The following is a 23,786-nucleotide window of genomic DNA, read 5'->3' as shown; positions in this document are numbered from 1 at the left end:
GGATTTGATTGTGGCTATGGCCGCGATGGCCGTCAGGCTTTGGCGGGGGCTGCTTGCCCGAGTGCGATCTTGAGCAGGTCGGCCACCGTGTTGGCGTTGAGCTTTTCCATGATGTTGGCGCGATGCGCCTCCACCGTCTTGATGCTGATGCCGAGGTCGTCGGCGATCTGCTTGTTGAGCCGGCCGGCGACGATGCGTTCGAGCACCTGGGCCTCGCGGCCGGTCAGCTTGGACAGCAGCGCATCGCGGCTGGCCGACTGCTGGTGCTGGGCGAAGGCGCCGCGTGCATGCTCGAGCATGCGCTCGACCAGGGCCACCAGCGCTTCGTCGTTGAAGGGTTTCTGGATGAAGTCCATCGCGCCCTTCTTCATGCTGTCGACCGCCATGGGGACGTCGCCGTGCCCGGTGATGACGACGATGGGGAGCGGCGAGCGGCGCTCGATCAGGCGGTCTTGCAGCTCGATGCCCGACATGCCGCCCATGCGGATGTCGACGATCAGGCAGGCGACTTCGCGCGGGTCGTAGCGCGAGAGAAAGGACTCGGCCGAATCGAAGCAGCGGACCCGGTAGTCCTTGCCTTCGAGCAGCCATTGCAACGAATCGCGGACTGCTTCGTCGTCGTCGACGACATAGACCGTGCCCTTCTTCGGAATCAAACTCATGCGGGTACTTTCGCCTCGTTGCTTGCTACGGAATCAATAGCGTCCAACACCGGAATCCAGAAGGAAAAACGGCATCCGACCACGTCCGGGCCATTGTAGATGTTCTCTGCCCGCATCCGGCCGCGGTGCGACTCGACAATGGTGCGGCAGAGGTTGAGCCCGATGCCCATGCCTTCGGGCTTGGTGGAGAAGAAGGCCTCGTAGAGCCGGTCCATGACTTCCGGCGCCAGGCCCATGCCGGTGTCCTGCACCGAGAACTCGATGGCGTTCTGGCCGTCGATGACCTTGGGCAGCACGCGCAGCTCGACGCTGCGGCGCGCCAGCGGCCGGTCGGCCAGGTCGATGGACTCGGCCGCGTTCTTCAGCAGGTTGACCATTACCTGCTCGATCAGGATCGGATCGACCCGCACCACCGGCAGCCGCGCCGCCACGTAGTGGTTGAGGCGCACGTTGCGGCGCCTGAGCTCGATACCGGCGAGCTCGACCGCCTCGCTCACCATCGTCGAGACCTCGGCCGGCGTGCGGTTGGGCTCGCTGCGCTTCACGAAGGAGCGGATGCGCTGGATGATCTGGCCCGCCCGCTGCGCCTGCTTGGAAGTCTTGTCCAGGGCCGCGAGCAGGGCATCCGAATCGATCTGCTGGCCGCGGATGCGCGACATCATCCCGTTGCAGTAGTTGGTGATCGCGGTCAGCGGCTGGTTGAGCTCGTGCGCCACGCTGGAGGCCATCTCGCCCATCGTGATCAGCCGGCTGGCAGCCTGGGCGCGGTCGGCCTGCGCGGCCGACAGGTCCTCGGCCATGCGGCGCGGCGTGATGTCGGTCGCGATCACCAGCTGCGCCAGGCGGCCGTCGACCCAGGTCAGGTAGCGCGAGCGCACTTCCAGCCACTTGCCGAGCTCGGGCACGAAGATCTCGTTGTTGGCCGGCTGCGCGGCGGTCAACTGGTCGATCGGCAGGCCGGCGAAGGGGTCGACGTCGTCCAGCGCATCGTCGTGCGCATGCGAGGCCGGCACGCCGGCCTGCGCCACCATGCCCAGGTGGCCGACGGTGTCGGAGCCGAACCAGAGCCGGTACAGCTTGTTGGCGAACAGCAGTTCCTCGCTGCCGAGCGGTGCGACCGACACCGAGGCGTCCAGCGCTTCCAGCACGGTAGTGAAGCGCTCGTAGGAGGCCGAGAGCTGCTCGCGGATGCGGGTCGGCTCTGTGATGTCGGTCATCGAGGTCATCCAGCCGGTCTGGTGGCCGCGTGCGTCGATCAGCGGCGAGACGTAGAGGCGGGCGTTGAACACGGTGCCGTTCTTGCGCTTGACGCGCACCTGGAAGCCGCCCGGCAGCGCGCGGCCGTGCAGCTCTTCCTCGAGCCGCTCGTTCATGATCTCGCGGTCGGATTCCAGCCAGTAGGGGAAGGGCGGCGTCTGGCCGACCAGCTCGCTCTCGTCCCAGCCGGTCATCGCGCAGAAGGCGGCGTTGACGTAGGTGATGCGGCCCTCGAGGTCGAGCACGCGCATGCCGGTGAGCATGGAGTTTTCCATCGCGCGCCGGAAGTTGGTCTCGGCCACCAGCGCCTGCTGGGCCTGCAGCCGCCGCCGCGTGTGGCGCCAGGTGCCGATCAGCATCCAGCTCGTGAGCACGCTGAGCGCGCCGACCAGCCAGAACAGCCCGTTGCCGACCACGCCCTGCGAGGTGCGGTAGGCCTGCGCCCGCAGCACCAGCGCATTGCCCACCGGCGACACCGGGACCTCGTATTCGTTGGTCTGCTCGCTCCAGGGCAGCAGGCGGGTCTCGGCCTCGCGCGGGCTGGCGACCGTGTTGCCGGCGATCAGCCCGCCCTTGGCGTCGAGCAGCGAGACCGCATAGCGCGCCGACACTTCGGAGGGCATGCCGTAGCGCAGGATGCCGTCGATCGAGAACTCGCCCAGCACCTCGCCGGCGAACAGGCCCTGGTCGAAGAAGGGGACGTGCAATTGCAGCATCGCCGTCGGATCGCCGCCCGCCACCGGCTGCGAGAACACCGGCTGGCGCAGCTCGCGCGCCAGCGCGTAGTTGCTTTCGATGTCGCCCGGCCGCAGCACGTCGCCCACCGCATGCTGCTGGGACGGGTGCACGCTGGGTGCGGCGTAGCCGGCCTTGAAGCGGCGCCGGTCGTCGATCCAGCTGATGGCCTGCAGCTCGGGGAACTGGCTCACCAGCGACTCCGCCCGGCTCGAGAACTCGGTCGCGTCGATCTCGCGGTTGGAGGCGTCGCGCGCCAGGCGCATCAGCTGCTCCTGGCGCTCCAGCAGGCGCAGGCGCACGCGCTGCTGGGCGTACTCGACGTCGCGCTTCACCGACTCCTGCTCGCGCTCCACCTCCTCCGCGCGCAGGTACCAGAAGGCGGAGACGATGGCGGCCAGGAACAGCAGCACCGCCGCCAGCGGAGCCAGCATCGCCACCGCGTCCTGCAGCATCGGCGTCTGCCGGCGCCACCAGCGCCGCCACCAGGAAAGCGGCGACGCGCTGACGGCGCTGCGCGCCACCGCGATCGGGGAGGAGAAGGGCATCGAGCGAGTGTAGGGGAAGGCCTTTCCACGGGCATGTGGGCTGGGGGCAGTGACATGACTGCGAAAGAGGCGATGAGGTTCATTTCTCCATCTATGAAACCCTATGAATTTCATAATAAGAAATCGTCGCGCACTATTTGAAATTACGAAATTTCTGTGAGAAACTCCGCGCGCTGCCGATTCCGGCACTAAATTACCCAGCCACACCCCCTCAAAAGGAGACAAGCATGTCGGCAATTCCCGAGAACCGGTTCGGTTCCGCTGCGAATGACACGGACGCCCAAGAAACCCGTGAGTGGATGGACGCCCTGTCCGCCGTGATTCAGAGCGAGGGGGCCGATCGCGCTCACTTCCTGCTCGAACAGCTGCTGGAGCATGCGCGCCAGCACAGCATCGACAAACCCTTCTCGGCCAATACCGCGTACGTCAACACGATCGAGGCAGACCAGGAAGAGCGCTGCCCCGGCAACCTCGAGATCGAGGAGCGCCTGCGCGCCTACATGCGCTGGAACGCCATGGCCATGGTGGTGAAGGCCAACCGCCACCACCCGCCCGAGGGGGGTGACCTCGGCGGCCACATCGGCTCCTTCGCCTCGTTGGCCAACATGTTCGGCGCGGGCTTCAACCACTTCTGGCATGCCGAAAGCGAGAACCACGGCGGTGACTGCCTCTACATCCAGGGCCACGTCTCCCCCGGCATCTATGCCCGTGCCTACCTCGAAGGCCGCCTGACAGAAGAACAGCTGCTCAACTTCCGCCAGGAGGTCGACGGCAAGGGCCTGTCGAGCTATCCGCATCCGAAGCTGATGCCCGCGTTCTGGCAGTTCCCCACCGTCTCGATGGGCCTGGGCCCGCTGATGGCGATCTACCAGGCGCGCTTCCTCAAGTACCTGCATGCGCGCGGCATCGCCGACACCGCCAACCGCAAGGTGTGGGTGTTCTGCGGCGACGGCGAGATGGACGAGGTCGAGTCGCTGGGCGCCATCGGCCTGGCGGCGCGCGAGCGTCTGGACAACCTGGTCTTCGTCATCAACTGCAACCTGCAGCGTCTGGATGGCCCGGTGCGCGGCAACGGCAAGATCATCCAGGAGCTGGAAGGCGAGTTCCGCGGCTCAGGCTGGAACGTGATCAAGCTGCTGTGGGGCAGCGGCTGGGATCCGCTGCTCGCGCGCGACAAGGAAGGCGCGCTGCGCAAGATCATGATGGAGACGAACGACGGCGACTACCAGTCGTTCAAGGCCAACGACGGCGCCTATGTGCGCAAGAATTTCTTCGGCCGCGATCCGCGCACGCTGGAGCTGGTCTCGAAGATGAGCGACGAGGACATCTGGAGCCTGCGCCGCGGCGGCCACGATTCGCAAAAGGTGTATGCGGCCTTCGCCGCGGCCGTCAAGCACACGGGCCAGCCGACGGTGCTGCTGATCAAGACCGTCAAGGGCTTCGGCATGGGCAAGATCGGCGAGGGCAAGAACACGGTCCACCAGACGAAGAAACTCGGCGAAGAAGACATCAAGGGCTTCCGCGACCGCTTCAACATTCCGATCCCCGACAGCCAGCTCGCCGACCTGCCCTTCTACAAGCCGGCCGACGACACGCCGGAAATGAAGTACCTGCACGAGCGCCGCAAGGCGCTGGGCGGCTACCTGCCGTCGCGGCGCGCCAAGGCTGAAGAGAGCTTCACCGTGCCGGCGCTGGACACCTTCAAGGCGGTGCTCGAGCCCACGGCCGAGGGCCGCGAGATCTCCACCACCCAGGCCTACGTGCGCTTTCTCACGCAGCTGCTGCGCGACAAGGCGCTCGGCCCGCGCGTGGTGCCGATCCTGGTCGACGAGGCGCGCACCTTCGGCATGGAAGGCCTGTTCCGCCAGGTCGGCATCTACAACCCCGATGGCCAGCAGTACACCCCGGTCGACAAGGACCAGGTCATGTACTACAAGGAAGACAAGGCCGGCCAGATCCTGCAGGAAGGCATCAACGAGGCGGGCGGCATGGCGAGCTGGATCGCCGCGGCCACCTCGTACAGCACCAACAACCGCATCATGGTGCCGTTCTACGTGTACTACTCGATGTTCGGTTTCCAGCGCATCGGCGACCTGGCCTGGGCGGCCGGCGACATGCAGGCGCGCGGCTTCCTGCTGGGCGGCACCTCCGGCCGCACCACGCTCAACGGCGAGGGCCTGCAGCACGAGGACGGCCACAGCCACATCCTCGCCAACACCATCCCGAACTGCGTGAGCTACGACCCGACCTTCGCGCACGAGGTCGGCGTGATCCTGCACCACGGCCTGAAGCGCATGGTCGAGAAGCAGGACAACGTCTACTACTACCTGACGCTGCTGAACGAGAACTACGCGATGCCCGGCCTGCAGCCTGGCACCGAGGAGCAGATCATCAAGGGCATGTACCTGTGCAAGCAGGCGCCGGCGATCAAGGCCGCCAAGGGCAAGGAAGCGCCGGCCGTGCAGTTGCTGGGCAGCGGCACCATCCTGCGCGAGAGCTTCGCCGCGCAGGAATTGCTCGAGCAGGACTGGGGCGTCGCCGCCTCGGTGTGGAGCTGCCCGAGCTTCAACGAGCTGACGCGCGACGGCCAGGACGCCGACCGCTGGAACCTGCTGCACCCGACCGAGGTGCCGCGCGTGTCCTTCGTGGCCGAGCAGCTGTCCAAGACGAACGGCCCGGTGGTCGCGTCGACCGACTACATGAAGGCCTACGCCGAGCAGATCCGCCCCTTCATCCCGAAGGACCGCAGCTATCGCGTGCTGGGCACCGATGGCTTCGGCCGCAGCGACTTCCGCAACAAGCTGCGCGAGCATTTCGAGGTGAATCGCCACTACATCGTGGTCGCTGCGCTGAAGGCGCTGGCGGACGATGGCGCGATGCCGGCTGCGAAGGTGGCGGAAGCAATCAAGAAGTACGGCATCAACGTCGACAAGGTCAACCCGCTCTACGCGTAACCAACAAGCAACAAGCAACAACCAACTGCGCCTCTAGGGCGGGAGAGACGACATGGCTACAGTGGAAGTGAAGGTGCCGGACATCGGCGATTTCGACGAAGTCGCGGTGATCGAAGTGCTGGTGAAGGTCGGCGACACGGTGAAGCCCGAGCAGTCGCTGATCACGGTGGAGTCGGACAAGGCCTCGATGGAAATCCCGTCGAGCGCGGCCGGCGTGGTGAAGGAACTCAAGGTCGGCGTGGGCAGCAAGGTCAAGGAAGGCTCGGTCGTGCTGGTGCTGGAAGGCGAGGGCGCGGCGGCTGCTGCGCCGGCAGCTGCGCCGGCTGCCGCGGCACCGGCGCCTGCCGCTGCTGCACCCGCACAGGCACCCGCAGCCGCGGCGCCCGCGGCGACCGGACCGGTCGAGGTCAAGGTGCCCGATATCGGCGACTTCAAGGACGTCGCCGTCATCGAGGTGCTGGTGAAACCGGGTGACACGATCAAGGAAGAGCAGTCGCTCATCACGGTCGAGTCGGACAAGGCCTCGATGGAGATCCCGTCCTCGGCGGCCGGCGTGCTGAAGGAGCTCAAGGTCAAGGTCGGCGACAAGGTCAACATCGGTGATCTGGTCGCGGTCCTCGAAGGCTCCGCGGGCGGCGCTGCGGCTGCAGCGCCTGCACCGGCGGCAGCGGCGGCACCGACGAGCGCGCCGGCTGCAGCACCTTCGGCGGCGCAGGCTTCAGCGCCAGCGACGGCCGCGGCGCCCGCGCACGACCCGACCGTGGCGCCCTCCGGCAATCTCCCTCATGCCTCGCCCTCGGTGCGCAAGTTCGCCCGCGAACTCGGCGTGCCGCTCGAGGAGGTCAAGGGCACCGGCCTGAAGGGCCGCATCACGCAGGAGGACGTGCAGAGCTTCACCCGCGCGGTCATGACCGGCGCGGCCAGCACCAAGGCCGGGGCCGCCAAGGCGCCCGCGGGCGGCGGCGGCGAAGCGCTGGGCCTGCTGCCCTGGCCCAAGGTCGACTTCACCAAGTTCGGCCCCGTCGAGCGCAAGGACCTGTCGCGCATCAAGAAGATCAGCGGCGCCAACCTGCACCGCAACTGGGTCATGATCCCGCACGTCACCAACAACGACGACGCGGACATCACCGAGCTCGAGGCCTTCCGCGTTTCCACCAACAAGGAGAACGAGAAGTCCGGCGTCAAGGTGACCATGCTGGCCTTCGTGATCAAGGCGGTGGTCTCGGCGCTGAAGAAGTTCCCCGAGTTCAACACCAGCATGGACGGCGACCAGCTCGTCTACAAGCAGTACTACCACGTCGGCTTCGCCGCCGACACGCCCAACGGCCTGATGGTGCCGGTGCTGCGCGACGCCGACAAGAAGGGCGTGCTGCAGATCAGCCAGGAGATGGGCGAGCTCGCGAAGAAGGCCCGCGACGGCAAGCTGGGCGCGGCCGACATGACCGGCGGCTGCTTCTCGATCAGCTCGCTGGGCGGCATCGGCGGCACGCATTTCACGCCGATCATCAACGCGCCGGAGGTCGCGATCCTCGGCCTTTCGAAGAGCGCGATGAAGCCGGTGTGGGACGGCAAGCAGTTCGTGCCGCGGCTGACCCTGCCGCTGTCGCTGTCCTACGACCACCGCGTGATCGACGGCGCCGCCGCCGCGCGTTTCAACGCCTACCTCGGTCAGGTCCTCGCGGACTTCCGCCGTGTCCTTCTCTGAGGTGCCGACCATGAGCGAAGTGCAAGTCAAGGTTCCGGACATCGGCGATTTCGCGGAGGTCGCGGTCATCGAGGTGCTCGTCAAGCCGGGCGACACCATCAAGGTCGAGCAGTCGCTGATCACCGTCGAGTCCGACAAGGCCTCGATGGAGATCCCGTCCTCGCATGCCGGCGTCGTGAAGTCGGTGGCAGTGAAGGTCGGCGACAAGGTGAGCGAAGGCTCGATCGTGCTGACGGTGGATGCGGCCGAAGCCGGCGCCGCTGCGCCGGCACCCGCGCCCGCAGCGCCCGCACCGGCTTCTGCGCCGGCCGCATCGGCGCCCAAGGCCGCGGCGCCCGCGCAGGCCCCGGCGCCTGCCGGCAGCTACACCGGCGCGGTCGACCTCGAATGCGACCTGCTGGTGCTCGGCGCCGGCCCCGGCGGCTATTCCGGCGCCTTCCGTGCGGCCGATCTGGGCCTCAAGGTCGTGCTGGTCGAGCGCTATGCCACGCTGGGCGGCGTCTGCCTCAACGTCGGCTGCATTCCTTCCAAGGCGCTGCTGCACGTCGCGGCGGTGATGGACGAGGTCAAGCATTTCGCCGACTTCGGCGTCGCCTACAACGACCCGGTCATCGATCGCAGCAAGCTGCTGGCGCGCAAGAACAAGGTGGTGGGCAAGCTCACCGGCGGCTTGGCCGCGATGGCGAAGATGCGCAAGGTGACCACCGTGCGCGGCATCGGCGAGTTCGTCGACCCCTACCACGTCAAGGTGCAGGAAACCTCCGGCGACGGCAAGGATGCGAGCGGCAGCGCGAAGACCGTCAAGTTCCGCCACTGCATCATCGCGGCCGGCTCGCAGGCGGTGCATCTGCCCTTCATGCCCAAGGACCCGCGCGTCGTCGATTCCACCGGCGCGCTGGAGCTGGGCATCGAGCCCAAGCGCATGCTGATCCTGGGCGGCGGCATCATCGGCCTCGAGATGGGCTCGGTGTACTCGACGCTGGGCGCGCGGCTCGACGTGGTCGAGATGCTGGACGGCCTGATGACCGGCGCCGACCGCGACCTGGTCAAGGTCTGGCAGAAGCTCAACGCGCCGCGCTTCGACAACATCATGCTCAAGACCAAGACGGTCGGCGCCGAGGCCACCAAGGACGGCATTCGCGTGATGTTCGAAGGCGAGCAGGCCCCGAAGGAGCCGCAGCTGTACGACCTCGTGCTGCAGGCCGTGGGCCGCAGCCCCAACGGCAAGAAGATCGGTGCCGAGAAGGCGGGCGTGGCCGTCAGCGACCGCGGATTCGTTCCGGTCGACATCCAGATGCGCACCAACGTGCCGCACATCTTTGCCGTGGGCGACATCGTGGGCCAGCCCATGCTGGAGCACAAGGCGGTGCACGAGGCGCACGTGGCGGCCGAGGTGATTGCCGGCGAGCAGAAGGGCGACAAGGAGCTCGCGAGCGCGGCCTTCAACGCCCGCGTGATCCCCAGCGTGGCCTACACCGACCCCGAGGTGGCCTGGGTCGGCCTCACCGAGGACCAGGCCAAGGCCGAGGGCGTGAAGATCGAGAAGGGCCTGTTCCCCTGGACCGCCTCCGGCCGGGCGATCGCCAACGGCCGCGACGAAGGCTTCACCAAGCTGCTGTTCGACAAGGAGTCGCATCGCATCGTCGGCGGCGGCATCGTCGGCACGCATGCGGGCGACATGATCGGGGAGATCGCCCTGGCGATCGAGATGGGCGCGGACGCCTTCGACATCGGCAAGACCATCCACCCGCACCCGACGCTGGGCGAGAGCATCGGCCTGGCAGCCGAGGCGGCGCACGGCCACTGCACGGACCTGCCGCCGGTGAAGCGCAGTTAGCCCGCGGCCGCGAGCACAACAAAAAACCCGCCGAGGCGGGTTTTTTGTTGGAAAGCGCGAGAGCGCTTATTCGCCGGAGACGGTCTTGGCCTCGTCCTGCGCCGACAGCACACGGCGGGCGCCGTTGAAGCGGCGCTGCCAGTAGCTGCCGTTCATGTCCTCGACCCGCACCTCGGCGCCGGTTCGCGGCGCGTGGATGAACTTGCCGTCGCCCACATAGATCCCAACGTGGCTGAAGGCGCGGCGCATGGTGTTGAAGAAGACCAGGTCGCCCGGCTTGAGCTCGCTGCGGTCGATCTTCTGGGTGGCGGCGGCTTGCTCTTCGGCGCGGCGCGGGAGCAGGTGGCCCACCGTCTGGTTGTACATCGCGCGCACGAAGCCGCTGCAGTCGAAGCCGGTTTCCACCGTATTGCCGCCGCGCTTGTAGGGTACGCCCAGAAAGCCGATGGCGGTGACGACGAGGTCGGAGGTGCGAGCCACCACCGTCTGGCGAACTTGGTGGAGCTGGCTGATCAGGCCCTTGTCGGCGGGCTGGGCGTCCATCTCTTCATGGCGATCCAGCTGCGGCGCGGCGTGAGCGGCGAAGGCGAGCAGGAGGCAGGCGGGGAGGAGGAAAAATCGCATGGCGCGTAGGATATGGACGACAAAAACGGGTGTCAATTTCATGCGAAGTCGCGATTATGCATGTAACTCATTGTCACTCTTGAGGTTTTCAAAGAACCGAATTGCTTGAATTGTAAAGTTCAAGTTATGAGCAATAAGTTTCTGCGAATCTGTAATCCAAAAGTTTTGAATTGATCCGGGCGGGTAGTACGAATTTTTTCTAGTACCGAGTACGAAAGGTTGCCATGCAGTCACCGTCGTTGCGGACCACGCTTCTGGTTCTTGGAATTTTGGCTGCGGCCGGGATCGCCGCCGCGGCGCCCCGGCCGGAGGTGGTTGCCTCAGGTCTGGAAAATCCCTGGGGCGTGGCCTTTCTCCCCGGCGGCCGCTTCCTCGTGACCGAGAAGGCCGGCCGTATGCGGGTGGTCGGCGTCGACGGCAAGGTGGGCGCGCCGCTGGCCGGGGTGCCGCCCGTGGCAGCCGGCGGGCAGGGTGGCCTGTTGGACGTGCTGGCGGATTCCGACTTCGAGAAGAACCGGACCTTCTATTTCTGCTACTCCGAGCCCGAGGCGGGCAGTTCCGCCAATGGCACCGCGCTGGCGCGCGCCCAACTGTCGGCCGATGGCAGCCGCCTCGACAACCTGCGCGTCATCTTCAGCCAGCGCCCCAAGGTGGCCAGCCGCCACCACTTCGGCTGTCGCATCGTCGAGGCCAGGGACGGCACGCTGTTCCTGACCCTGGGCGACCGCTTCAGCCGCAAGGAGGACGCCCAGAAGCTCGACAACCACGTGGGCAAGCTGGTGCGCGTCGCCAAGGACGGTACGGCGCCCGCGGACAACCCCTTCGTCGGCCGCCCCGGTGCACTGCCCGAGATCTGGAGCTACGGGCACCGCAACGGCCAGGGCGCGACGCTGGCACCCGACGGCAAGCTGTGGATGCACGAGCACGGCCCGCAAGGCGGCGACGAGATCAACATCCCCCAGCCAGGCCGCAACCACGGCTGGCCGGTGATCACCTACGGCGAGAACTACGGCGGCGGCAAGATCGGCGACGGCCTCACGCGCCAGGAGGGCATGGAGCAGCCGCTGCACTACTGGGTGCCTTCGATCGCGCCTTCGGGCATGGCCTTTCTCACCAGCGATCGCTACGGCGCGGCCTGGAAGGGCAACCTCTTCGTGGGCTCGCTCAAGTTCGGCTATCTCGACCGCATCGAACTGCGCGACGGCAAGGTGGTGGCGGAGCATCGCTTGCTGGAAGAGGGCCGGGCCCGCATCCGCGACGTCAAGCAGGGGCCGGATGGCCTGCTTTATGTGCTGACCGATCAATCCGACGGCAAGCTCATCCGCCTGCTGCCGGACTGAATCGGTTTCGCCGGGTGGCGGCAAATGCGTCTAGCCAGCTCGCCGCGAAAGCCGGTGAAGCTGGATGCGGTTCGCCCGTTCAATGGCCCGGGCCGGGCCGCAGCCAGTTTTCGAGGACGAGGCCAGGAACCCGAGAAAAGTGCCGGACGTTGTCGGTGACCACCACGGCGCCAACCGCCAGTGCGTGCGCCGCGATCATTTCGTCGAAGTCCCCGATCGCCAGGCCGCGCGACTGCAGATCTGCTCGGAGTTCGCCGTGCCTTCGCCGCCTTGGCGTCCCAGGGCAGGACCGGCACGATGCGCAGGAATTCGTCGACGATGCGATGCAGCCGCACGGCCTCGGGCTTGTTGGCCACGCCGAAGCGGATCTCCGAGCGGGTCACCGCCGAAATGCACCACTGCCCCGGCGGCAGGGACTTCAGGCGTTCATCGAACTCGGGATGTCCGCGCACCGCTTCGCTCGCCGCGTTGGTGTCCAGCATGTACAGCGTCATTCCTTCCAATCCTCGAAGGGGTCGCGCTGCTCCGTGCCCTGCCCGCGGTCGGCCAAGAAATCTTCGGGCACCGGGCCGAGCTCCTCGCGCAGCTGTATGAATGCGCCCCAGTCCACTGGCGAGCGCGTGGAAAGGATGACGTCGCCGGTGCTTGCATCGCGGCGGATGTAGACCTCGGTGGTGTTCTCGAAGCGGAATTCGGCCGGCAGCCGCACTGCTTGGCTGCCGCCCGTGGCGAATAGTTTTGCAGTGGGCTGTTCCATGATGAGCTCCAAGGTGGCTGTTCAGGACTGCGCAGGGCTCGGTCGATCGATTGGCATCCGGATCACGAGCGGATTTCCTGTGTAGATATCGATGTATATACATGGCCTGAAATCGTCAAGTCGCCCCAAAAAATGAACTGTCTCTGTAGACCAAGCTGGTGATGGCGAGGCAAGCGAGCCCGATCGGGCCGGCCGGTTCGGTGGTACGGTCTAGGGCTTTCCGATCGCCCTGCTTCCCCGAAAGACCCGCTCCATGCTGCTCGACGCTTCGCAATCCCAACTGGTCCTGGTCGACTACCAGCAGCGCCTCATGCCCGCCATCTTCGAGTCGCAGGCGGTGCTCGCGAATGCGGTGCGGCTGGGCCGCATGGCGGGCCTGCTGGAGCTCCCGGTCTGGGGCACCGAGGAGAACCCCTCGAAGCTGGGCGAAAACGTCGCCGAGCTGCGCGCGCTGTGCCAGCGCACCTTGCCCAAGATGCATTTCAGCGCCGTGGAAGAAGGCCTGGCCGATTGGTTGCGCGCGCCGGCCAAGGCGCCCCAGGGCAATGCACGCAGCCTGCCCAAGCACCTGCAGAAGGCGCACAAGCCCGCCGAGGAGCGCAACACGGTCGTGATCGCCGGCTGCGAGGCCCATGTGTGCCTGCTCCAGACCGCCCTGGACCTGCTCGAGGACGAGTTCGAGGTCTGGGTGGTGACCGACGCCTGCGGCTCGCGCACCGAGCGCAACCGGGACGCCGCCTTCGACCGCCTGGCCGGCGCCGGTGCCGAGCTGGTGACCACCGAGATGGTCGGCTTCGAGTGGGTGCGCAGCGCCGAGCACCCGCGCTTCAAGGATGTGCTGGCGCTGATCCGCTAGCGAATCGAAGGGGTGGCTAGACCCGCCGCCGCGCGCGCACGGCCGCGGCCAGCCCCTGCAGCACCGGCACCGTCTGCGCAAAGCCGATGCACGCGTCGGTGACCGAGATCCCGTGCTTCAGCGGCACGCCCGGCACCAGGTCCTGCCGGCCTTCCTCGAGGTGGCTCTCGATCATCACCCCGGCGATGCGCCGCTCGCCGGCGGCAATCTGCCCGGCCACATCCTGCGCGACCTCGACCTGCCGCCGGTGCTGCTTGCTGCTGTTGCCATGGGAGACGTCGATCATCACCTGCTCGCGCAGGCCGAGCGCGCGCAGCGCCTCGCAGGTCGCGGCCACGTCCGCGGCCGCGTAGTTGGGCGTCTTGCCGCCGCGCAGGATGACGTGGCAGTCGTCGTTGCCGCGGGTCTCGAAGATGGCCGCCATGCCCATCTTCGTCATGCCCATGAAGGCATGCGGCGCCCGCGCGGCGAGGATCGCATCGGCCGCCACCTTGATGCTGCCGTCGGTGCCGTTCTTGAAGCCCACCGGGCAGCTCAGCCCGGAGGCCAGCTGGCGGTGGCTCTGGCTCTCCGTCGTCCGTGCGCCGATGGCGCCCCAGGCGATCAGGTCGGCGATGAACTGCGGGCTCAGCAGGTCGAGGAACTCGGTGCCGGTCGGCAGGCCCATCGTCGTCAGCTCCAGCAGCAGGCGCCGCGCGCGCTCGAGGCCTTCGTTGATCGCGAAGCTGCCGTCCAGGTGCGGGTCGTTGATGTAGCCCTTCCAGCCCACCGTGGTGCGCGGCTTCTCGAAGTAGGTGCGCATCACGATCAGCAGGTCGTCGTGCAGATCGTCGGCCACGGCCTTGAGCTGGTGGCCGTATTCGAGCGCCTGGTCATGGTCGTGGATCGAGCAGGGCCCGACCACCACCACGAGCCGGTCGTCGCGGGCGTGCAGCACGTCGGCGATCGCGGCGCGGCTGGCCTCGACCAGCGCGAGCGTGTCGTCGCGCACCGGCACGCGCTCCTGCAGCAGCGCGGGCGTGATCAGGGGGCGGACGGCGCCGATGCGCACGTCGTCGATGCGGGTGGTGTCGAGCGTGCTGTCGCGGGAGCCGATTTCGGCATCGTGGAGAGGGTCGTCAAGTCTGGTCATGGCGTTTTCAGCGGCTCGTTCGAGGGGGAGAGGGCCTGGATTGTCCGCCGATAATCGCCCGGTCCGCGCCACCGAGTCGAGCGCTTTTTCACCCCCTTGGAGCACCCCATGTCCGCTGTCATTCCCGCAACGCTGATCGCCGGGGACGGCATCGGCCCCGAGATCGTCGACGCCACGCTCGCTGCTCTCGACGCCCTGGGCGCCCCCTTCGAGTGGGAGCGCCAGGTCGCCGGCCTTGCCGGCGTGCAGCAGGCCGGCGACCCGCTGCCGGCGGCCACGCTGGAGAGCATCCGCCGCACCCGCCTCGCGCTGAAGGGGCCGCTGGAGACGCCCTCCGGCGGCGGCTACCGCTCCTCGAACGTCCGCCTGCGCGAGGAGTTCCAGCTCTATGCCAACCTGCGCCCGGCGCGCACCATCATTCCCGGCGGCCGCTTCGACAACATCGACCTGGTGGTGGTCCGCGAGAACCTCGAGGGCCTGTACATCGGCCACGAGCACTACGTGCCCATCGACGGCGATCCGCACGCGGTGGCGATGGCCACCGGCATCAACACGCGCCAGGGCAGCCGGCGCCTGCTCGAGTTCGCCTTCGAGACCGCCGTCGCGACCGGCCGCAAGAAGGTCACGATCGTGCACAAGGCCAACATCATGAAGGCGCTGACCGGCATCTTCCTGGAGACCGGCCTCGAGCTCTACGAGCGCAAGTACAAGGGCAAGTTCGAGCTCGACACGGTCATCATCGACGCCTGCGCGATGAAGCTGGTGCTCAACCCCTGGCAGTTCGACATGCTGGTCACGACCAACCTCTTCGGCGACATCCTGTCCGACCTGGTCGCCGGGCTGGTCGGCGGCCTGGGCATGGCGCCCGGGGCCAACATCGGTGCCGGCGCCGCCATCTTCGAGGCGGTGCACGGCTCCGCGCCGGACATCGCCGGCAAGGGCATCGCGAATCCCACGGCGCTGCTGCTGGCTGCTGCCTTGATGCTCGACCACGTCCAGCTGCCGGCGCTGGCGACGCGCCTGCGCAAGGCCATCGACGACACGCTCAACATCGACAAGGTGCGCACCGGCGACCTGGGCGGCAGCGCCGGGACCGCAGCCTTCACCCAGGCGCTGGTGAGCCGGATCGCCAACGGCTGAGCGAGCGGCGCCTCCTCGCGGCTACTTGCCGACGATCGTCAGCTCGCGGTCGTTGGCCGTCACGTCGAAGAGCGAGAGCAGTTCCGGGCCAAGCACGGCATCCGTCGACTTGCCGCCGAGCGGGCCGATCAGCACGGTCGCCTGCGGCACCCGGAAGGGCCCGAAGGTCATGGGCACGCGCTCGATGCGGCGCGCATCCGTGCCGGTTCCGGCGGTCTGGATGTAGGCGGGGGTACCGCCGATCAGGTTGGCCCGGGCGGCGAAGTCCTCGCTCACGGCGACGCCGGCGTTGACCGTCGCAGCGCGGTCGATCGCGAACTGCACCGGGAAGCCGTTGACCGTGCCGCGGATCCAGAACCGGCCGTCCTGCCCGACCGGAACCGTGATCTGCTTCGATCCGTCGACCGAGATGTTCTCGCTCTTGCCCTTGGGCTGGCCGCTGGTTTCGACCAGCACGCAGTCGCGGGAGCGCGCCTTTGCGGGTCCGGCATCGGCCGGCACATTGGTATAGGCCTTCCCGCACTTGAAGATGGGTTCTGCCGAAGCCGGCTGCACGGCCACGACGCCGAGCGCCATCGCCACCTGTGCGCCGATGCGGCGCAGCGCTCTTCCGGATCCAGGGTGCTCAGGCATGGCATCACCTCGCGCGAGTGAACGGGAACCCGACGATGCGCCTGCCGGCGCCGGCGTGGTGTCATCCAAATCCGACGCCGGCTGAACGGTCTGCGGCAGCCGATCGATGGCGCGCCGGCGACGCCTCAGGATGCCAGCTGCTTCATCTCCGCAAAAAGGTCCGCCTTGCCCTCGAAGCCGATGCCCGGCAGCCCGGGCAGCACGACGTAGCTGTTGTCGACCTTGACCCCATCCGGAAAGCCGCCGTAGGGCTGGAACAGGTCGGGGTAGAGCATCTCCAGCGTGCGCAGGTACTCGACGAGGCCGTAGCTGAGCGGCAATCGTGCGCGCCGTGCTCGGCGCCAGGCTGGATGAGCTGGCGACCCAGGTGGTCCTCACCGCGCACCTGGCGACGGTGCTCAAGACCATGGCGCTGGAGGCCCGCGGCATCGCCTGGCTGCCGGCCAGCCTGATCCAGGCCGAACTGGCGGAAGGCACGCTCCTGCCGGTCGGGGAGGGCCGATGGAACGCAGAGGTCGAGATCCGCGTGTTTCGCACGCCCGGCAAGCTTCCCAGGGCGGCGGAGCGCTTCTGGGACGCGGTGATCCAGGGCGCGCGGACCGGTCCGGATGGGCGGGCAGTGTAGACTGCCGGGTTTTTCACCCCGCGTATGGCGCAAGTTTCAAGGCGCACAGCTTTCACCGGCTCGGCGCTCACTCGCTTGCTTGCCCGGCTGGCCGACATCGACGTTTCCGAGCCCAGGCATGCCTTCGCGGATCGGCTGAGCCAATGGCTCGGCTGGGCCGATGCGATCTCGCTGTCCTCGGTGCTGAAGGGCAGTCCGGCGGCGGTGCCGGCGGGCGTTCGCGCCGGGCGGGGCAGCGAGGAAGGCGAATGCATCCGCCTGCGCGGCGTGTTGGCAAAGGCCATCGCCGAAGATGGCGCGCTGGCCACCGAGAAGGAACGCGCGGAAACGGCCGCCAACTTCTCGCCGTACCGCCGGCACTACCTCGCCCGGCAGCAGACGATGGAGGTGGCCATCGGCCCCTTGCGCGAGCGTCTGCGGGCGAGCCTGGCGGCCCGATCGCCGGCGATGGCGCAGCTCGCCGCCGTCGATGCCGTGATGGAGCAGGCCCTCGGTGCGCAGGAGCACAACCTGCTGTCGGCCGTGCCCGGGCTGCTGGAAAAGCATTTCGTGCGTTTGCGGCAGGCCCACCAGGCGCTGCCGGACGAGCCCGAGGGCGGGGCGCTGCCTGTGGCATGGCAGGACGTGTTCTGCAAGGACATGCAGGCCGTGCTGCTCGCCGAACTGGAACTTCGATTCGAACCTGTCGAAGGGCTGCTCGAGGCCCTTCGCAAGAGCTCATGAACAGATCACTTCATTACTTCGTTTTCTTCGTTGGCCTGGCCGCCGTGTGCTGGGTCGGCGCGGGCTACATCGGCTCGAACCCGCTGGCGCTGGCGATCACCGTGCTCGTCGGTGCGTTCTATCTCATGGGCGCGCTGGAGCTGCACCGCTTCCACCAGGCCACGAGCAGCCTGGAACGGGCCGTGACGGACCTGCCCGATGCCCCGGCCAGCCTGGGCCAGTGGCTCGACCAACTGCATCCTTCCCTGCGCAACGCGGTGCGCCTGCGCATCGAGGGCGAGCGCGTCGGCTTGCCCGGCCCGACCCTGACGCCGTATCTTGCGGGGCTCCTGGTGCTGCTGGGCATGCTGGGCACCTTCATCGGCATGGTGGTCACGCTGAACGGCACCGGGATGGCGCTGGAAAACGCGAGCGACCTGCAGGCCATCCGCGCCTCCTTGTCCGCCCCGGTGAAGGGCCTGGGCCTGGCCTTCGGTACCTCGGTGGCGGGCGTGGCCGCGTCCGCGATGCTGGGCCTCGCCTCCGCCCTGTGCCGGCGCGAGCGGCTGCAAGCCGGGCAGATGCTCGACACGCGCATCGCCACCACCTTGCGCCCCTGGTCGCGGGCCCATCAGCGCGACGAGTCCTTCAGGATGCTGCAGCAGCAGGTCGAGGGCATGCCCGCGGTGGTCGAACGGCTGCAGGCCATGATGGCGATGATGGAACGGCAGAGCCAGGCCTTGAACGAGCGCCTGGTCTCCAGCCAGGACCGCTTCCACAGCCAGGCCGAGGCCGCGTATGCGAACCTGGCTTCTTCCGTCGGCCGGTCGCTGAACGAGAGCCTCACGGAAAGCGCCCGCATCGCCGGTGCGACCTTCCAGCCTGTCGTCGAAGCCGCAATGGCCGGGATTGCGCGCGAGGCGGCGTCCTTGAACGACACCATCGAGCACAGCGTGCAGCGGCAGCTGGACGGTCTGTCGACTCGCTTCGAGTCCTCCACCGCCACCGTGGCGGAGCTCTGGCAGAGCGCGCTCGCCGGGCATCGGCGCGAAAGCGAGGCGCTGTCGCAGGACCTGCGCAGCGCGCTCGACCAGTTCGCCCAGACCTTCGAGCAGCGTTCCGCGTCCCTGGTGGAAGGCGTTTCCGCCCGCCTGGAAAGCACGGTCGGCAGCGTGTCGGACAGCTGGCGCGGCGCGCTCGCGCAGCATGAGCGCGCCAGCGAGAAGCTCTCGGGCGATACGCAGCAGGCCTTGAGCTCGGCCGCCGCCACCTTCGAGCAGCACGCGGCTTCGCTGCTGCGCACCGTGGACCAGGCGCATGTGGACCTGCAGACGGAGATGGCGTCGCGCGACGAGCAGCGGCTGGCGGCTTGGACCCAGGCGCTGGAATCGATGGCCGGTTCGCTCCGGCAGGAATGGCAGCAGGCCGGCGCACGCGCCGAGAGGCAGCAGCAGGACATCTGCAACACGCTCGCAGAGACCGCCCGCGACATCTCCGCACGCACCGAGGCGCAGGCGAGCAACACCATCGCCGAGATTGCCCAGCTCGTGCAGGCCGCCGCCGAAGCGCCGCGTGCCGCGGCCGAAGTGATCGCCGAGCTGCGCCAGAAGGTTTCCGAAGGCATGGCGCGCGACAACGCCATGCTGGAGGAACGCAGCCGCATCCTCGAAACGCTGGGCACCCTGCTCGACGCCGTGAACCATGCCTCGGCCGAGCAGCGCTCGGCGATCGACGCGCTGGTCGCCGCATCGGCCGACCTGCTGGACCGCGTCGGCACGCGCTTCACCGAGAAGGTCGACGCGGAAGCCGGGAAGATGGCCGAGGTCGCCGCCCAGCTCACCGGCAGTGCCGTCGAGGTGGCGAGCCTGGGCGAGGCCTTCGGCTTCGCCGTGCAGCTGTTCAGCCAATCGAACGACAAGCTGGTGGCCCACCTGCAGCGCATCGAAGGCGCGCTCGGCAAGTCCATCGCGCGCAGCGACGAGCAGCTGGCCTACTACGTCGCGCAGGCGAGGGAGGTCATCGACCTGAGCATCATGTCGCAGAAGCAGATCGTCGAGGATCTGCAGCGGCTCGCCGGCGAGCGGGCCTCAGCGGGCAGCGAGGCGTGATGCGGGAAGACGTCGACGACGCCGGCCTGGAGCCGAGCGTGCCGGTCTGGGCGATCTTCGGCGACCTGATGTCGGGGCTGCTGGGCGCCTTCGTGCTGATCCTCGTGTTTGCGATCGGCATGCAGCTGGAGCTCACGACCCAGCTGCAGGCCGAGATCAAGAAGCGCGAGGCGCAGGCGCAGCGGCTGCAGGCCCTCGAGAAGGCCCTGGCGGTCCCTCTGGCGGCGGGCCGGGTGACGCTCAGCAACGGGCGCATCGGCATCAGCGGCAGCGTGCTGTTTGCTTCCAGTTCCGCGGAGCTGCAGCCCGAAGGCCGGCAGCTGCTGAAGAGCCTCAGCGTGCCGCTGGGCACCTACCTCCAGGCCCGCGACGAAGTGCTGATGGTGAGCGGCTTCACCGACGACCGGCAGCTGCGGGACGGCAACCGCCGCTTTGCCGACAACTGGGAGCTGTCTGCCCAGCGGGCGCTGACGGTGACGCGGGCCTTGATCGAAGAGGGCATTCCATCGTCCTCGGTCTTCGCCGCCGCCTTCGGTTCCGAGCAGGCCGTGGCGTCGAATGCCGATGCCGAGGGGCGGTCGAAGAATCGGCGCGTGGAGATGGCGCCGGCGCCGAGGCAGTCCCATGCCGACTCGAAGTCTCGTGAGTAGTGAGCTGAACTCGGAAAGCGGCGCGGCGTCCACGGCCTCGGCCCTGGACGCCGGCGCGATGATCGACGCATGCCGCGCGCGTGGCGATCATCGCCGCGACCCCGTGCGCTTCCGTTTCATCGAAGCGCTGGCGAGGCGGGCCGCCACGCACCACGGCGAAACGCGGCACATCCTGGACGCCAAGCTGCGTGAACTGCTGGCCGCGTATGCCGAGGATCTGGCCAAGATTCCCGCCGCGGAAGGCACTGCCGGCGCGGCGCAGAAAGGCCAAACCCCTCGCGGGCCGCTTGCGGAACTCGTGGACGCCATCTCCCGGCCGGCGCCGTCACAGGGGGAGGGCGCGGCGGCAGGCGCTGGCGTGCCCGGCTTGTCCTCTTCCTCCTCCTCCTCTCAGGAGCTGAAGACGCTCAGCTATTTCCGCAGCACCTGGTCCAGGCTCAGTGCCGATCGGCGGCTGACCCAGACCCTCGCGGCCGTGCCGGAGAATGCGGGCCCGCTCAACTCGCACCAACTCGTGCATCGCGCACTCATGCTGATGCGCGAGCTGTCCCCGGAGTACCTCCACCGCTTCATGTCGCACGTCGAGGCTTTGCTGTGGCTCGACCGGGCGAACGCCGGCAGTGCCTCGGCGGGCGCGGAGACGCCGCGCGCTGAACCGAAGAGGAAATCCGCCCGCGGCAAAGCCGGCTGATTCAGGATGGCAGCACGTATGGCGGCGCCGCGTGTTGAGGTCTACGATCCTGCTCTCCATCATCGGGGCTGGCAATGGACGACACGGGCATTCGGCAGCGCCTGGCGGCCATATTGGTTGCGGACGTTTCGGGCTATTCGCGGCTCATGGCTAGAGACGAGCGCAGCACCATCGCTGCGCTCGATGTTGGGCGCAGCGTCTTCAAGGCTCAGATCGAATCTCACCAAGGCCATGTGATCGACATGGCCGGGGATTCGGTGCTCGCCATGTTCGAGACGGCGATCGGAGCAGTGACGGCGGCCCTCGCGATACAGAAGACGCTCAATGCGTCGATCGGGCAGGCTCCCGACGATCATCAAATGCGATTTCGAATCGGCGTGCATCTGGGCGATGTGATTGAAAAGGCCGACGGCACGATCTATGGCGATGGCGTGAATATCGCTGCGCGGCTGGAAGGGCTGGCCCACCCGGGTGGCTTGACCATCTCGGGAATGACCCAGGAGGCCGTACGCAATCGACTCCAGGCGACCTTCGAGGATCTGGGCGTGCAATCGGTCAAGAACATACCGTACCCCGTTCGGGCATTTCGCGTCCACACCGACGGCACGGGCGCGCCGCCGCCTCGGGCCGCGCCCCCGAGCCGCAGGTCGAGAAGCCCGGACGCCAAGCCGAGCGTGATGCTGTTTGCGTTGGAATCACTCGGCGACGACGCGCAGGGTCGACTGCTTGCCACCGCGGCGACCGAAGAAATAGGGTCTGCGCTTGCAAAGCTGACCGGGCTTTCCGTGGTCACCTCCGCCGAAATGGCCGACTATGCGGTAAGAGGAAGAGTCCAGAACGCCGCAGGCCGTGTGCGGGTCACTGTCCATCTGCTCGATCAGCACACGACAAAGGAATTCTGGTCGCAGCGCTTCGACTCCACATCGACCGATGTATTCCAGGCGATCGACGATCTTGCCCTGCACGCCTCAACGGCGGTGCGCTACGAAATTCATGCGCGCGAGACCGAAATGGCCGCCCGCCATGCGCCCGAAGAACTCAGCGACGAGGAACTGCTGTCGCAGGCGGGTCATATTCTTCTGTGCTCCAGGGCCGCCGATTGGCAGCGCTCCAGGGACCTGATCGACCGGGTGATCGCCAGGAGTCCAGACAATTTCATGGCGCTGAGCATTCGCGCGGCCGGCGCGATGACGCAGGTCATTTGCGGCTACAAGGAGATGTCCCCCGAAGACGCCGCCGACTGCCGACGTCTTGCGCAGAGGGCCATCGACCTGAACGAGCGAAGCGATTTCAGCCATTCGATTCTCGGAACGTTCCACCTCTATGGCGAGCGTGATATTGGCTCTGCCATTCGCGAGGCCAGACGAAGTTTGGAGCTGAACGCAACCCACATCATGGCGATGGACCTTCTTGGCGCCGCGATGATCTTTTCAGGGGATGCTGCAGCAGGTGTTGCTCATTGCCTGAAGGCGGTCGAAGCCAATCCTCGCTTCCCTGCCAACGCATGGTTCATGCAGAGCGTGGCGCTCGGATATTTCGTTCTCCAGCGCTACGACGATGCCGTCGAATGGGCCCAGCGCGCCGACCAACGCGAGCGCAACGTCCCTCGGTACCTTCTACTTCTCACGACGGCCGCGTGGCATGCAGGCCAGTTCGACCTGGCGCGGCGAGCGGCCGATACCCTGCGGGCAGGTTTTCCCGAGTTCCGGCTGCGCGACCTGAGAAGGTGGCCATTTCAAGATCCAGACCATGGGTCGCGGTTTTGCCGCGGCCTCGTCGAGTGCGGTCTGCCCGAGTGATCGGCCTGCTTTCGATTTGGGGGCAGGCTCGGCATCTCATGATGCCGCCTCCATGCCGTGGCGACGCTTGGCCTCGGCGGTGTCCGGCGAGGCAATGAATTCGAGCAGCGCACGTACGGCGTCGCGCCGGGCCGACGCGAGGCACGGCGCGGCGGAGAACACCGTCGTGATCTGGACCGACGACGGCAAGGGCCCCAGCAGGTCGATGCCCTCGACTTGCAGCAGCTCGCTCATCTGCTGGAAGCCCAGGGCCACGTCGCCGCGCGCCAGCAGCGAGCCGACCGGCACGCCCGGCGGCGCCTGCACCAGCCGGCCTTCGAGCTCGCCGGCGATGCCCCAGCGCTGGAACAGGGCGATCAGCGCGACGCCGCTGGGACCCGTCGAGTAGCCGATGCGGGCCGCGCTCTGCACGGCGCGGCGCAGCGCGTCTTCTGTCGCGATGTCGGGCCGCGCGGCGCCCGCCGGCACGGCCACGCCGACGCCCGAGCGGACCAGGTCGACCTTGCCGGCGGCGTCGACCTTGCCGGCCGCGGCCAGCTTGTCGATCGCGTCGGAGGCGAGCGCCACTCCATCGAAAGGCTCGCCGGCCGATACGCGCCGCGCGGCTTCGACCCCGCCCACCGATTCGAGGGCGACGGCCGCGCCGGTGCGCTGCGCGTAGGCCGCCGCGAGCTCTTCGAGCAGCGCGCGCGTGGCCATGGACGAAATGATGAGCAGGGGTGGGTTCATGGTCAGTGCAACGAGAAGTTCATTGGCGCGGGATCTTGGCTCGTGCGATCACATCGCTCCAGCGCTTGATCTCGCTGTCGAGCAGCGCCGCCAGTTGCTCGGGTCTGCTGGCGCATGGCGGCATAGATGTGCAGGTTGGACACGCCCACCACCGCGCCCAGCTGCTGCACCGGCGCGAAGGCCTCGAAGATGGGAGCCCACACCGGACCCTGCTGCTTGCTCTTGTCGAAGGCGAAGCCGATGGTGGGGGGTGGGAGCAGGCGACGGCGCCGATGATGCGAGCCATGATGCTTTTCCTTGTC

The 23,786-nt window shown here is 67.6% G+C and carries 20 protein-coding genes and 1 pseudogene; 12 read left to right on the top strand and 9 right to left on the bottom strand.

Features of this window, described 5'->3' with window-relative positions; genetic code table 11:
* Positions 1-32: 32 nt before the first annotated feature.
* Together AC3A6X_RS09535 and AC3A6X_RS09530 are read right to left on the bottom strand one after the other, a co-directional pair.
* A complete protein-coding gene (locus tag AC3A6X_RS09535; RefSeq protein ID WP_028253580.1) occupies positions 33-662 on the bottom strand; it encodes a response regulator transcription factor in 630 nt (209 codons plus the stop codon).
* A complete protein-coding gene (locus AC3A6X_RS09530) occupies positions 659-3,202 on the bottom strand; it encodes a PAS domain-containing sensor histidine kinase (RefSeq protein WP_487841971.1) in 2,544 nt (847 codons plus the stop codon). The genes AC3A6X_RS09535 and AC3A6X_RS09530 overlap by 4 nt, the downstream gene beginning before the upstream one ends.
* A 227-nt stretch (positions 3,203-3,429) precedes the next feature.
* Here AC3A6X_RS09530 and aceE point away from each other — a divergent pair, with 227 nt between their 5' ends.
* From aceE to lpdA, 3 genes are read left to right on the top strand one after another with little or no spacing between them, the layout of a single operon-like run.
* Positions 3,430-6,156: a pyruvate dehydrogenase (acetyl-transferring), homodimeric type gene (aceE, locus tag AC3A6X_RS09525; RefSeq protein WP_487841970.1), complete on the top strand. Its 2,727-nt coding sequence runs from the start codon at positions 3,430-3,432 to the stop codon at positions 6,154-6,156.
* A 52-nt stretch (positions 6,157-6,208) separates the two neighbouring features.
* Entirely contained in the window at positions 6,209-7,861 is a 1,653-nt protein-coding gene (gene aceF / locus AC3A6X_RS09520) for a dihydrolipoyllysine-residue acetyltransferase (RefSeq protein ID WP_487841969.1), read from the top strand.
* 10 nt (positions 7,862-7,871) lie between these two features.
* On the top strand, positions 7,872-9,698 hold the full coding sequence (gene lpdA, locus AC3A6X_RS09515) for a dihydrolipoyl dehydrogenase (protein ID WP_487841968.1): 1,827 nt from the start codon (positions 7,872-7,874) through the stop codon (positions 9,696-9,698).
* A 66-nt stretch (positions 9,699-9,764) separates the two neighbouring features.
* On the opposite strand, the gene AC3A6X_RS09510 is transcribed toward lpdA, so the two are convergent.
* On the bottom strand, positions 9,765-10,322 hold the full coding sequence (locus tag AC3A6X_RS09510; protein WP_309973165.1) for a C40 family peptidase: 558 nt from the start codon (positions 10,320-10,322) through the stop codon (positions 9,765-9,767).
* Between the two features lie 224 nt (positions 10,323-10,546).
* On the opposite strand from AC3A6X_RS09510, the gene AC3A6X_RS09505 reads away from it, so the two are divergent.
* On the top strand, positions 10,547-11,662 hold the full coding sequence (locus AC3A6X_RS09505; RefSeq protein ID WP_487841967.1) for a PQQ-dependent sugar dehydrogenase: 1,116 nt from the start codon (positions 10,547-10,549) through the stop codon (positions 11,660-11,662).
* Here AC3A6X_RS09505 and AC3A6X_RS09500 read toward each other — a convergent pair.
* The gene (locus tag AC3A6X_RS09500; RefSeq protein ID WP_487841966.1) at positions 11,623-12,156 is read right to left on the bottom strand and encodes a PIN domain-containing protein; all 534 of its coding nucleotides are present in this window, start codon (positions 12,154-12,156) and stop codon (positions 11,623-11,625) included. The genes AC3A6X_RS09505 and AC3A6X_RS09500 overlap by 40 nt on opposite strands.
* The gene (locus tag AC3A6X_RS09495) at positions 12,153-12,419 is read right to left on the bottom strand and encodes an antitoxin (RefSeq protein ID WP_487841965.1); all 267 of its coding nucleotides are present in this window, start codon (positions 12,417-12,419) and stop codon (positions 12,153-12,155) included. The genes AC3A6X_RS09500 and AC3A6X_RS09495 overlap by 4 nt, the downstream gene beginning before the upstream one ends.
* A gap of 253 nt (positions 12,420-12,672) precedes the next feature.
* Between AC3A6X_RS09495 and AC3A6X_RS09490 the strand changes: the two genes are divergently transcribed.
* The gene (locus tag AC3A6X_RS09490) at positions 12,673-13,275 is read left to right on the top strand and encodes an isochorismatase family protein (RefSeq protein WP_487841964.1); all 603 of its coding nucleotides are present in this window, start codon (positions 12,673-12,675) and stop codon (positions 13,273-13,275) included.
* Positions 13,276-13,291: 16 nt separating this feature from the next.
* Here AC3A6X_RS09490 and AC3A6X_RS09485 read toward each other — a convergent pair whose 3' ends face one another.
* Positions 13,292-14,407, bottom strand: coding sequence for a 3-deoxy-7-phosphoheptulonate synthase (locus AC3A6X_RS09485; RefSeq protein WP_309973173.1), 1,116 nt, complete (start codon positions 14,405-14,407; stop codon positions 13,292-13,294).
* Between the two features lie 108 nt (positions 14,408-14,515).
* On the opposite strand from AC3A6X_RS09485, the gene AC3A6X_RS09480 reads away from it, so the two are divergent.
* Positions 14,516-15,547 carry an isocitrate/isopropylmalate dehydrogenase family protein gene (locus tag AC3A6X_RS09480; protein ID WP_309973175.1) on the top strand — a complete coding sequence of 344 codons (1,032 nt, stop codon included), beginning with the start codon at positions 14,516-14,518 and terminating at the stop codon, positions 15,545-15,547.
* A 21-nt stretch (positions 15,548-15,568) separates the two neighbouring features.
* On the opposite strand, the gene AC3A6X_RS09475 is transcribed toward AC3A6X_RS09480, so the two are convergent.
* Entirely contained in the window at positions 15,569-16,180 is a 612-nt protein-coding gene (locus AC3A6X_RS09475; protein WP_487841963.1) for an aspartyl protease family protein, read from the bottom strand.
* A gap of 125 nt (positions 16,181-16,305) precedes the next feature.
* A pseudogene (locus AC3A6X_RS09470) lies at positions 16,306-16,494 on the bottom strand (mandelate racemase); the annotation flags it as partial.
* 8 nt (positions 16,495-16,502) lie between these two features.
* On the opposite strand from AC3A6X_RS09470, the gene AC3A6X_RS09465 reads away from it, so the two are divergent.
* The 6 genes from AC3A6X_RS09465 (at position 16,503) to AC3A6X_RS09440 (ending at position 22,755) form a co-directional block, all read left to right on the top strand.
* Positions 16,503-16,805, top strand: a complete 303-nt coding sequence (locus AC3A6X_RS09465; protein ID WP_487841962.1) for a LysR substrate-binding domain-containing protein — start codon at positions 16,503-16,505, stop codon at positions 16,803-16,805.
* Between the two features lie 24 nt (positions 16,806-16,829).
* Positions 16,830-17,528 (top strand): DUF3348 domain-containing protein, encoded by a 699-nt coding sequence (locus AC3A6X_RS09460; RefSeq protein WP_487841961.1) that lies wholly within the window; start codon positions 16,830-16,832, stop codon positions 17,526-17,528.
* Complete coding sequence (locus AC3A6X_RS09455) at positions 17,525-19,615, top strand: DUF802 domain-containing protein (protein ID WP_487841960.1); 2,091 nt, start codon at positions 17,525-17,527, stop codon at positions 19,613-19,615. Before AC3A6X_RS09460 ends, AC3A6X_RS09455 begins: the two co-directional genes overlap by 4 nt.
* On the top strand, positions 19,615-20,265 hold the full coding sequence (locus tag AC3A6X_RS09450; RefSeq protein WP_487841959.1) for an OmpA family protein: 651 nt from the start codon (positions 19,615-19,617) through the stop codon (positions 20,263-20,265). Before AC3A6X_RS09455 ends, AC3A6X_RS09450 begins: the two co-directional genes overlap by 1 nt.
* Positions 20,258-20,956: a DUF2894 domain-containing protein gene (locus AC3A6X_RS09445; RefSeq protein WP_487841958.1), complete on the top strand. Its 699-nt coding sequence runs from the start codon at positions 20,258-20,260 to the stop codon at positions 20,954-20,956. Before AC3A6X_RS09450 ends, AC3A6X_RS09445 begins: the two co-directional genes overlap by 8 nt.
* A gap of 74 nt (positions 20,957-21,030) precedes the next feature.
* On the top strand, positions 21,031-22,755 hold the full coding sequence (locus tag AC3A6X_RS09440) for an adenylate/guanylate cyclase domain-containing protein (protein WP_487841957.1): 1,725 nt from the start codon (positions 21,031-21,033) through the stop codon (positions 22,753-22,755).
* A gap of 36 nt (positions 22,756-22,791) precedes the next feature.
* On the opposite strand, the gene AC3A6X_RS09435 is transcribed toward AC3A6X_RS09440, so the two are convergent.
* Positions 22,792-23,484 carry a substrate-binding domain-containing protein gene (locus AC3A6X_RS09435; protein ID WP_487841956.1) on the bottom strand — a complete coding sequence of 231 codons (693 nt, stop codon included), beginning with the start codon at positions 23,482-23,484 and terminating at the stop codon, positions 22,792-22,794.
* Positions 23,485-23,786: the final 302 nt, after the last annotated feature.

The organism is Variovorax sp. Soil_C_12 (genome assembly GCF_057657375.1).
This window is presented reverse-complemented; position numbering and strand designations above follow the sequence as displayed.

Coding starts and splice junctions, on each gene's coding strand:
- AC3A6X_RS09490 (WP_487841964.1), top strand. CDS start 12,673: ATGCTGCTCGACGCTTCGCAATCCCAACTGGTCCTGGTCGACTACCAG.
- lpdA (WP_487841968.1), top strand. CDS start 7,872: ATGAGCGAAGTGCAAGTCAAGGTTCCGGACATCGGCGATTTCGCGGAG.
- AC3A6X_RS09450 (WP_487841959.1), top strand. CDS start 19,615: ATGCGGGAAGACGTCGACGACGCCGGCCTGGAGCCGAGCGTGCCGGTC.
- AC3A6X_RS09535 (WP_028253580.1), bottom strand. CDS start 662: ATGAGTTTGATTCCGAAGAAGGGCACGGTCTATGTCGTCGACGACGAC.
- aceF (WP_487841969.1), top strand. CDS start 6,209: ATGGCTACAGTGGAAGTGAAGGTGCCGGACATCGGCGATTTCGACGAA.
- AC3A6X_RS09475 (WP_487841963.1), bottom strand. CDS start 16,180: ATGCCTGAGCACCCTGGATCCGGAAGAGCGCTGCGCCGCATCGGCGCA.
- AC3A6X_RS09455 (WP_487841960.1), top strand. CDS start 17,525: ATGAACAGATCACTTCATTACTTCGTTTTCTTCGTTGGCCTGGCCGCC.
- AC3A6X_RS09530 (WP_487841971.1), bottom strand. CDS start 3,202: ATGCCCTTCTCCTCCCCGATCGCGGTGGCGCGCAGCGCCGTCAGCGCG.
- AC3A6X_RS09440 (WP_487841957.1), top strand. CDS start 21,031: ATGGACGACACGGGCATTCGGCAGCGCCTGGCGGCCATATTGGTTGCG.
- AC3A6X_RS09495 (WP_487841965.1), bottom strand. CDS start 12,419: ATGGAACAGCCCACTGCAAAACTATTCGCCACGGGCGGCAGCCAAGCA.
- AC3A6X_RS09460 (WP_487841961.1), top strand. CDS start 16,830: ATGGCGCAAGTTTCAAGGCGCACAGCTTTCACCGGCTCGGCGCTCACT.
- AC3A6X_RS09510 (WP_309973165.1), bottom strand. CDS start 10,322: ATGCGATTTTTCCTCCTCCCCGCCTGCCTCCTGCTCGCCTTCGCCGCT.
- AC3A6X_RS09435 (WP_487841956.1), bottom strand. CDS start 23,484: ATGAACCCACCCCTGCTCATCATTTCGTCCATGGCCACGCGCGCGCTG.
- AC3A6X_RS09485 (WP_309973173.1), bottom strand. CDS start 14,407: ATGACCAGACTTGACGACCCTCTCCACGATGCCGAAATCGGCTCCCGC.
- AC3A6X_RS09500 (WP_487841966.1), bottom strand. CDS start 12,156: ATGACGCTGTACATGCTGGACACCAACGCGGCGAGCGAAGCGGTGCGC.
- AC3A6X_RS09480 (WP_309973175.1), top strand. CDS start 14,516: ATGTCCGCTGTCATTCCCGCAACGCTGATCGCCGGGGACGGCATCGGC.
- AC3A6X_RS09505 (WP_487841967.1), top strand. CDS start 10,547: ATGCAGTCACCGTCGTTGCGGACCACGCTTCTGGTTCTTGGAATTTTG.
- aceE (WP_487841970.1), top strand. CDS start 3,430: ATGTCGGCAATTCCCGAGAACCGGTTCGGTTCCGCTGCGAATGACACG.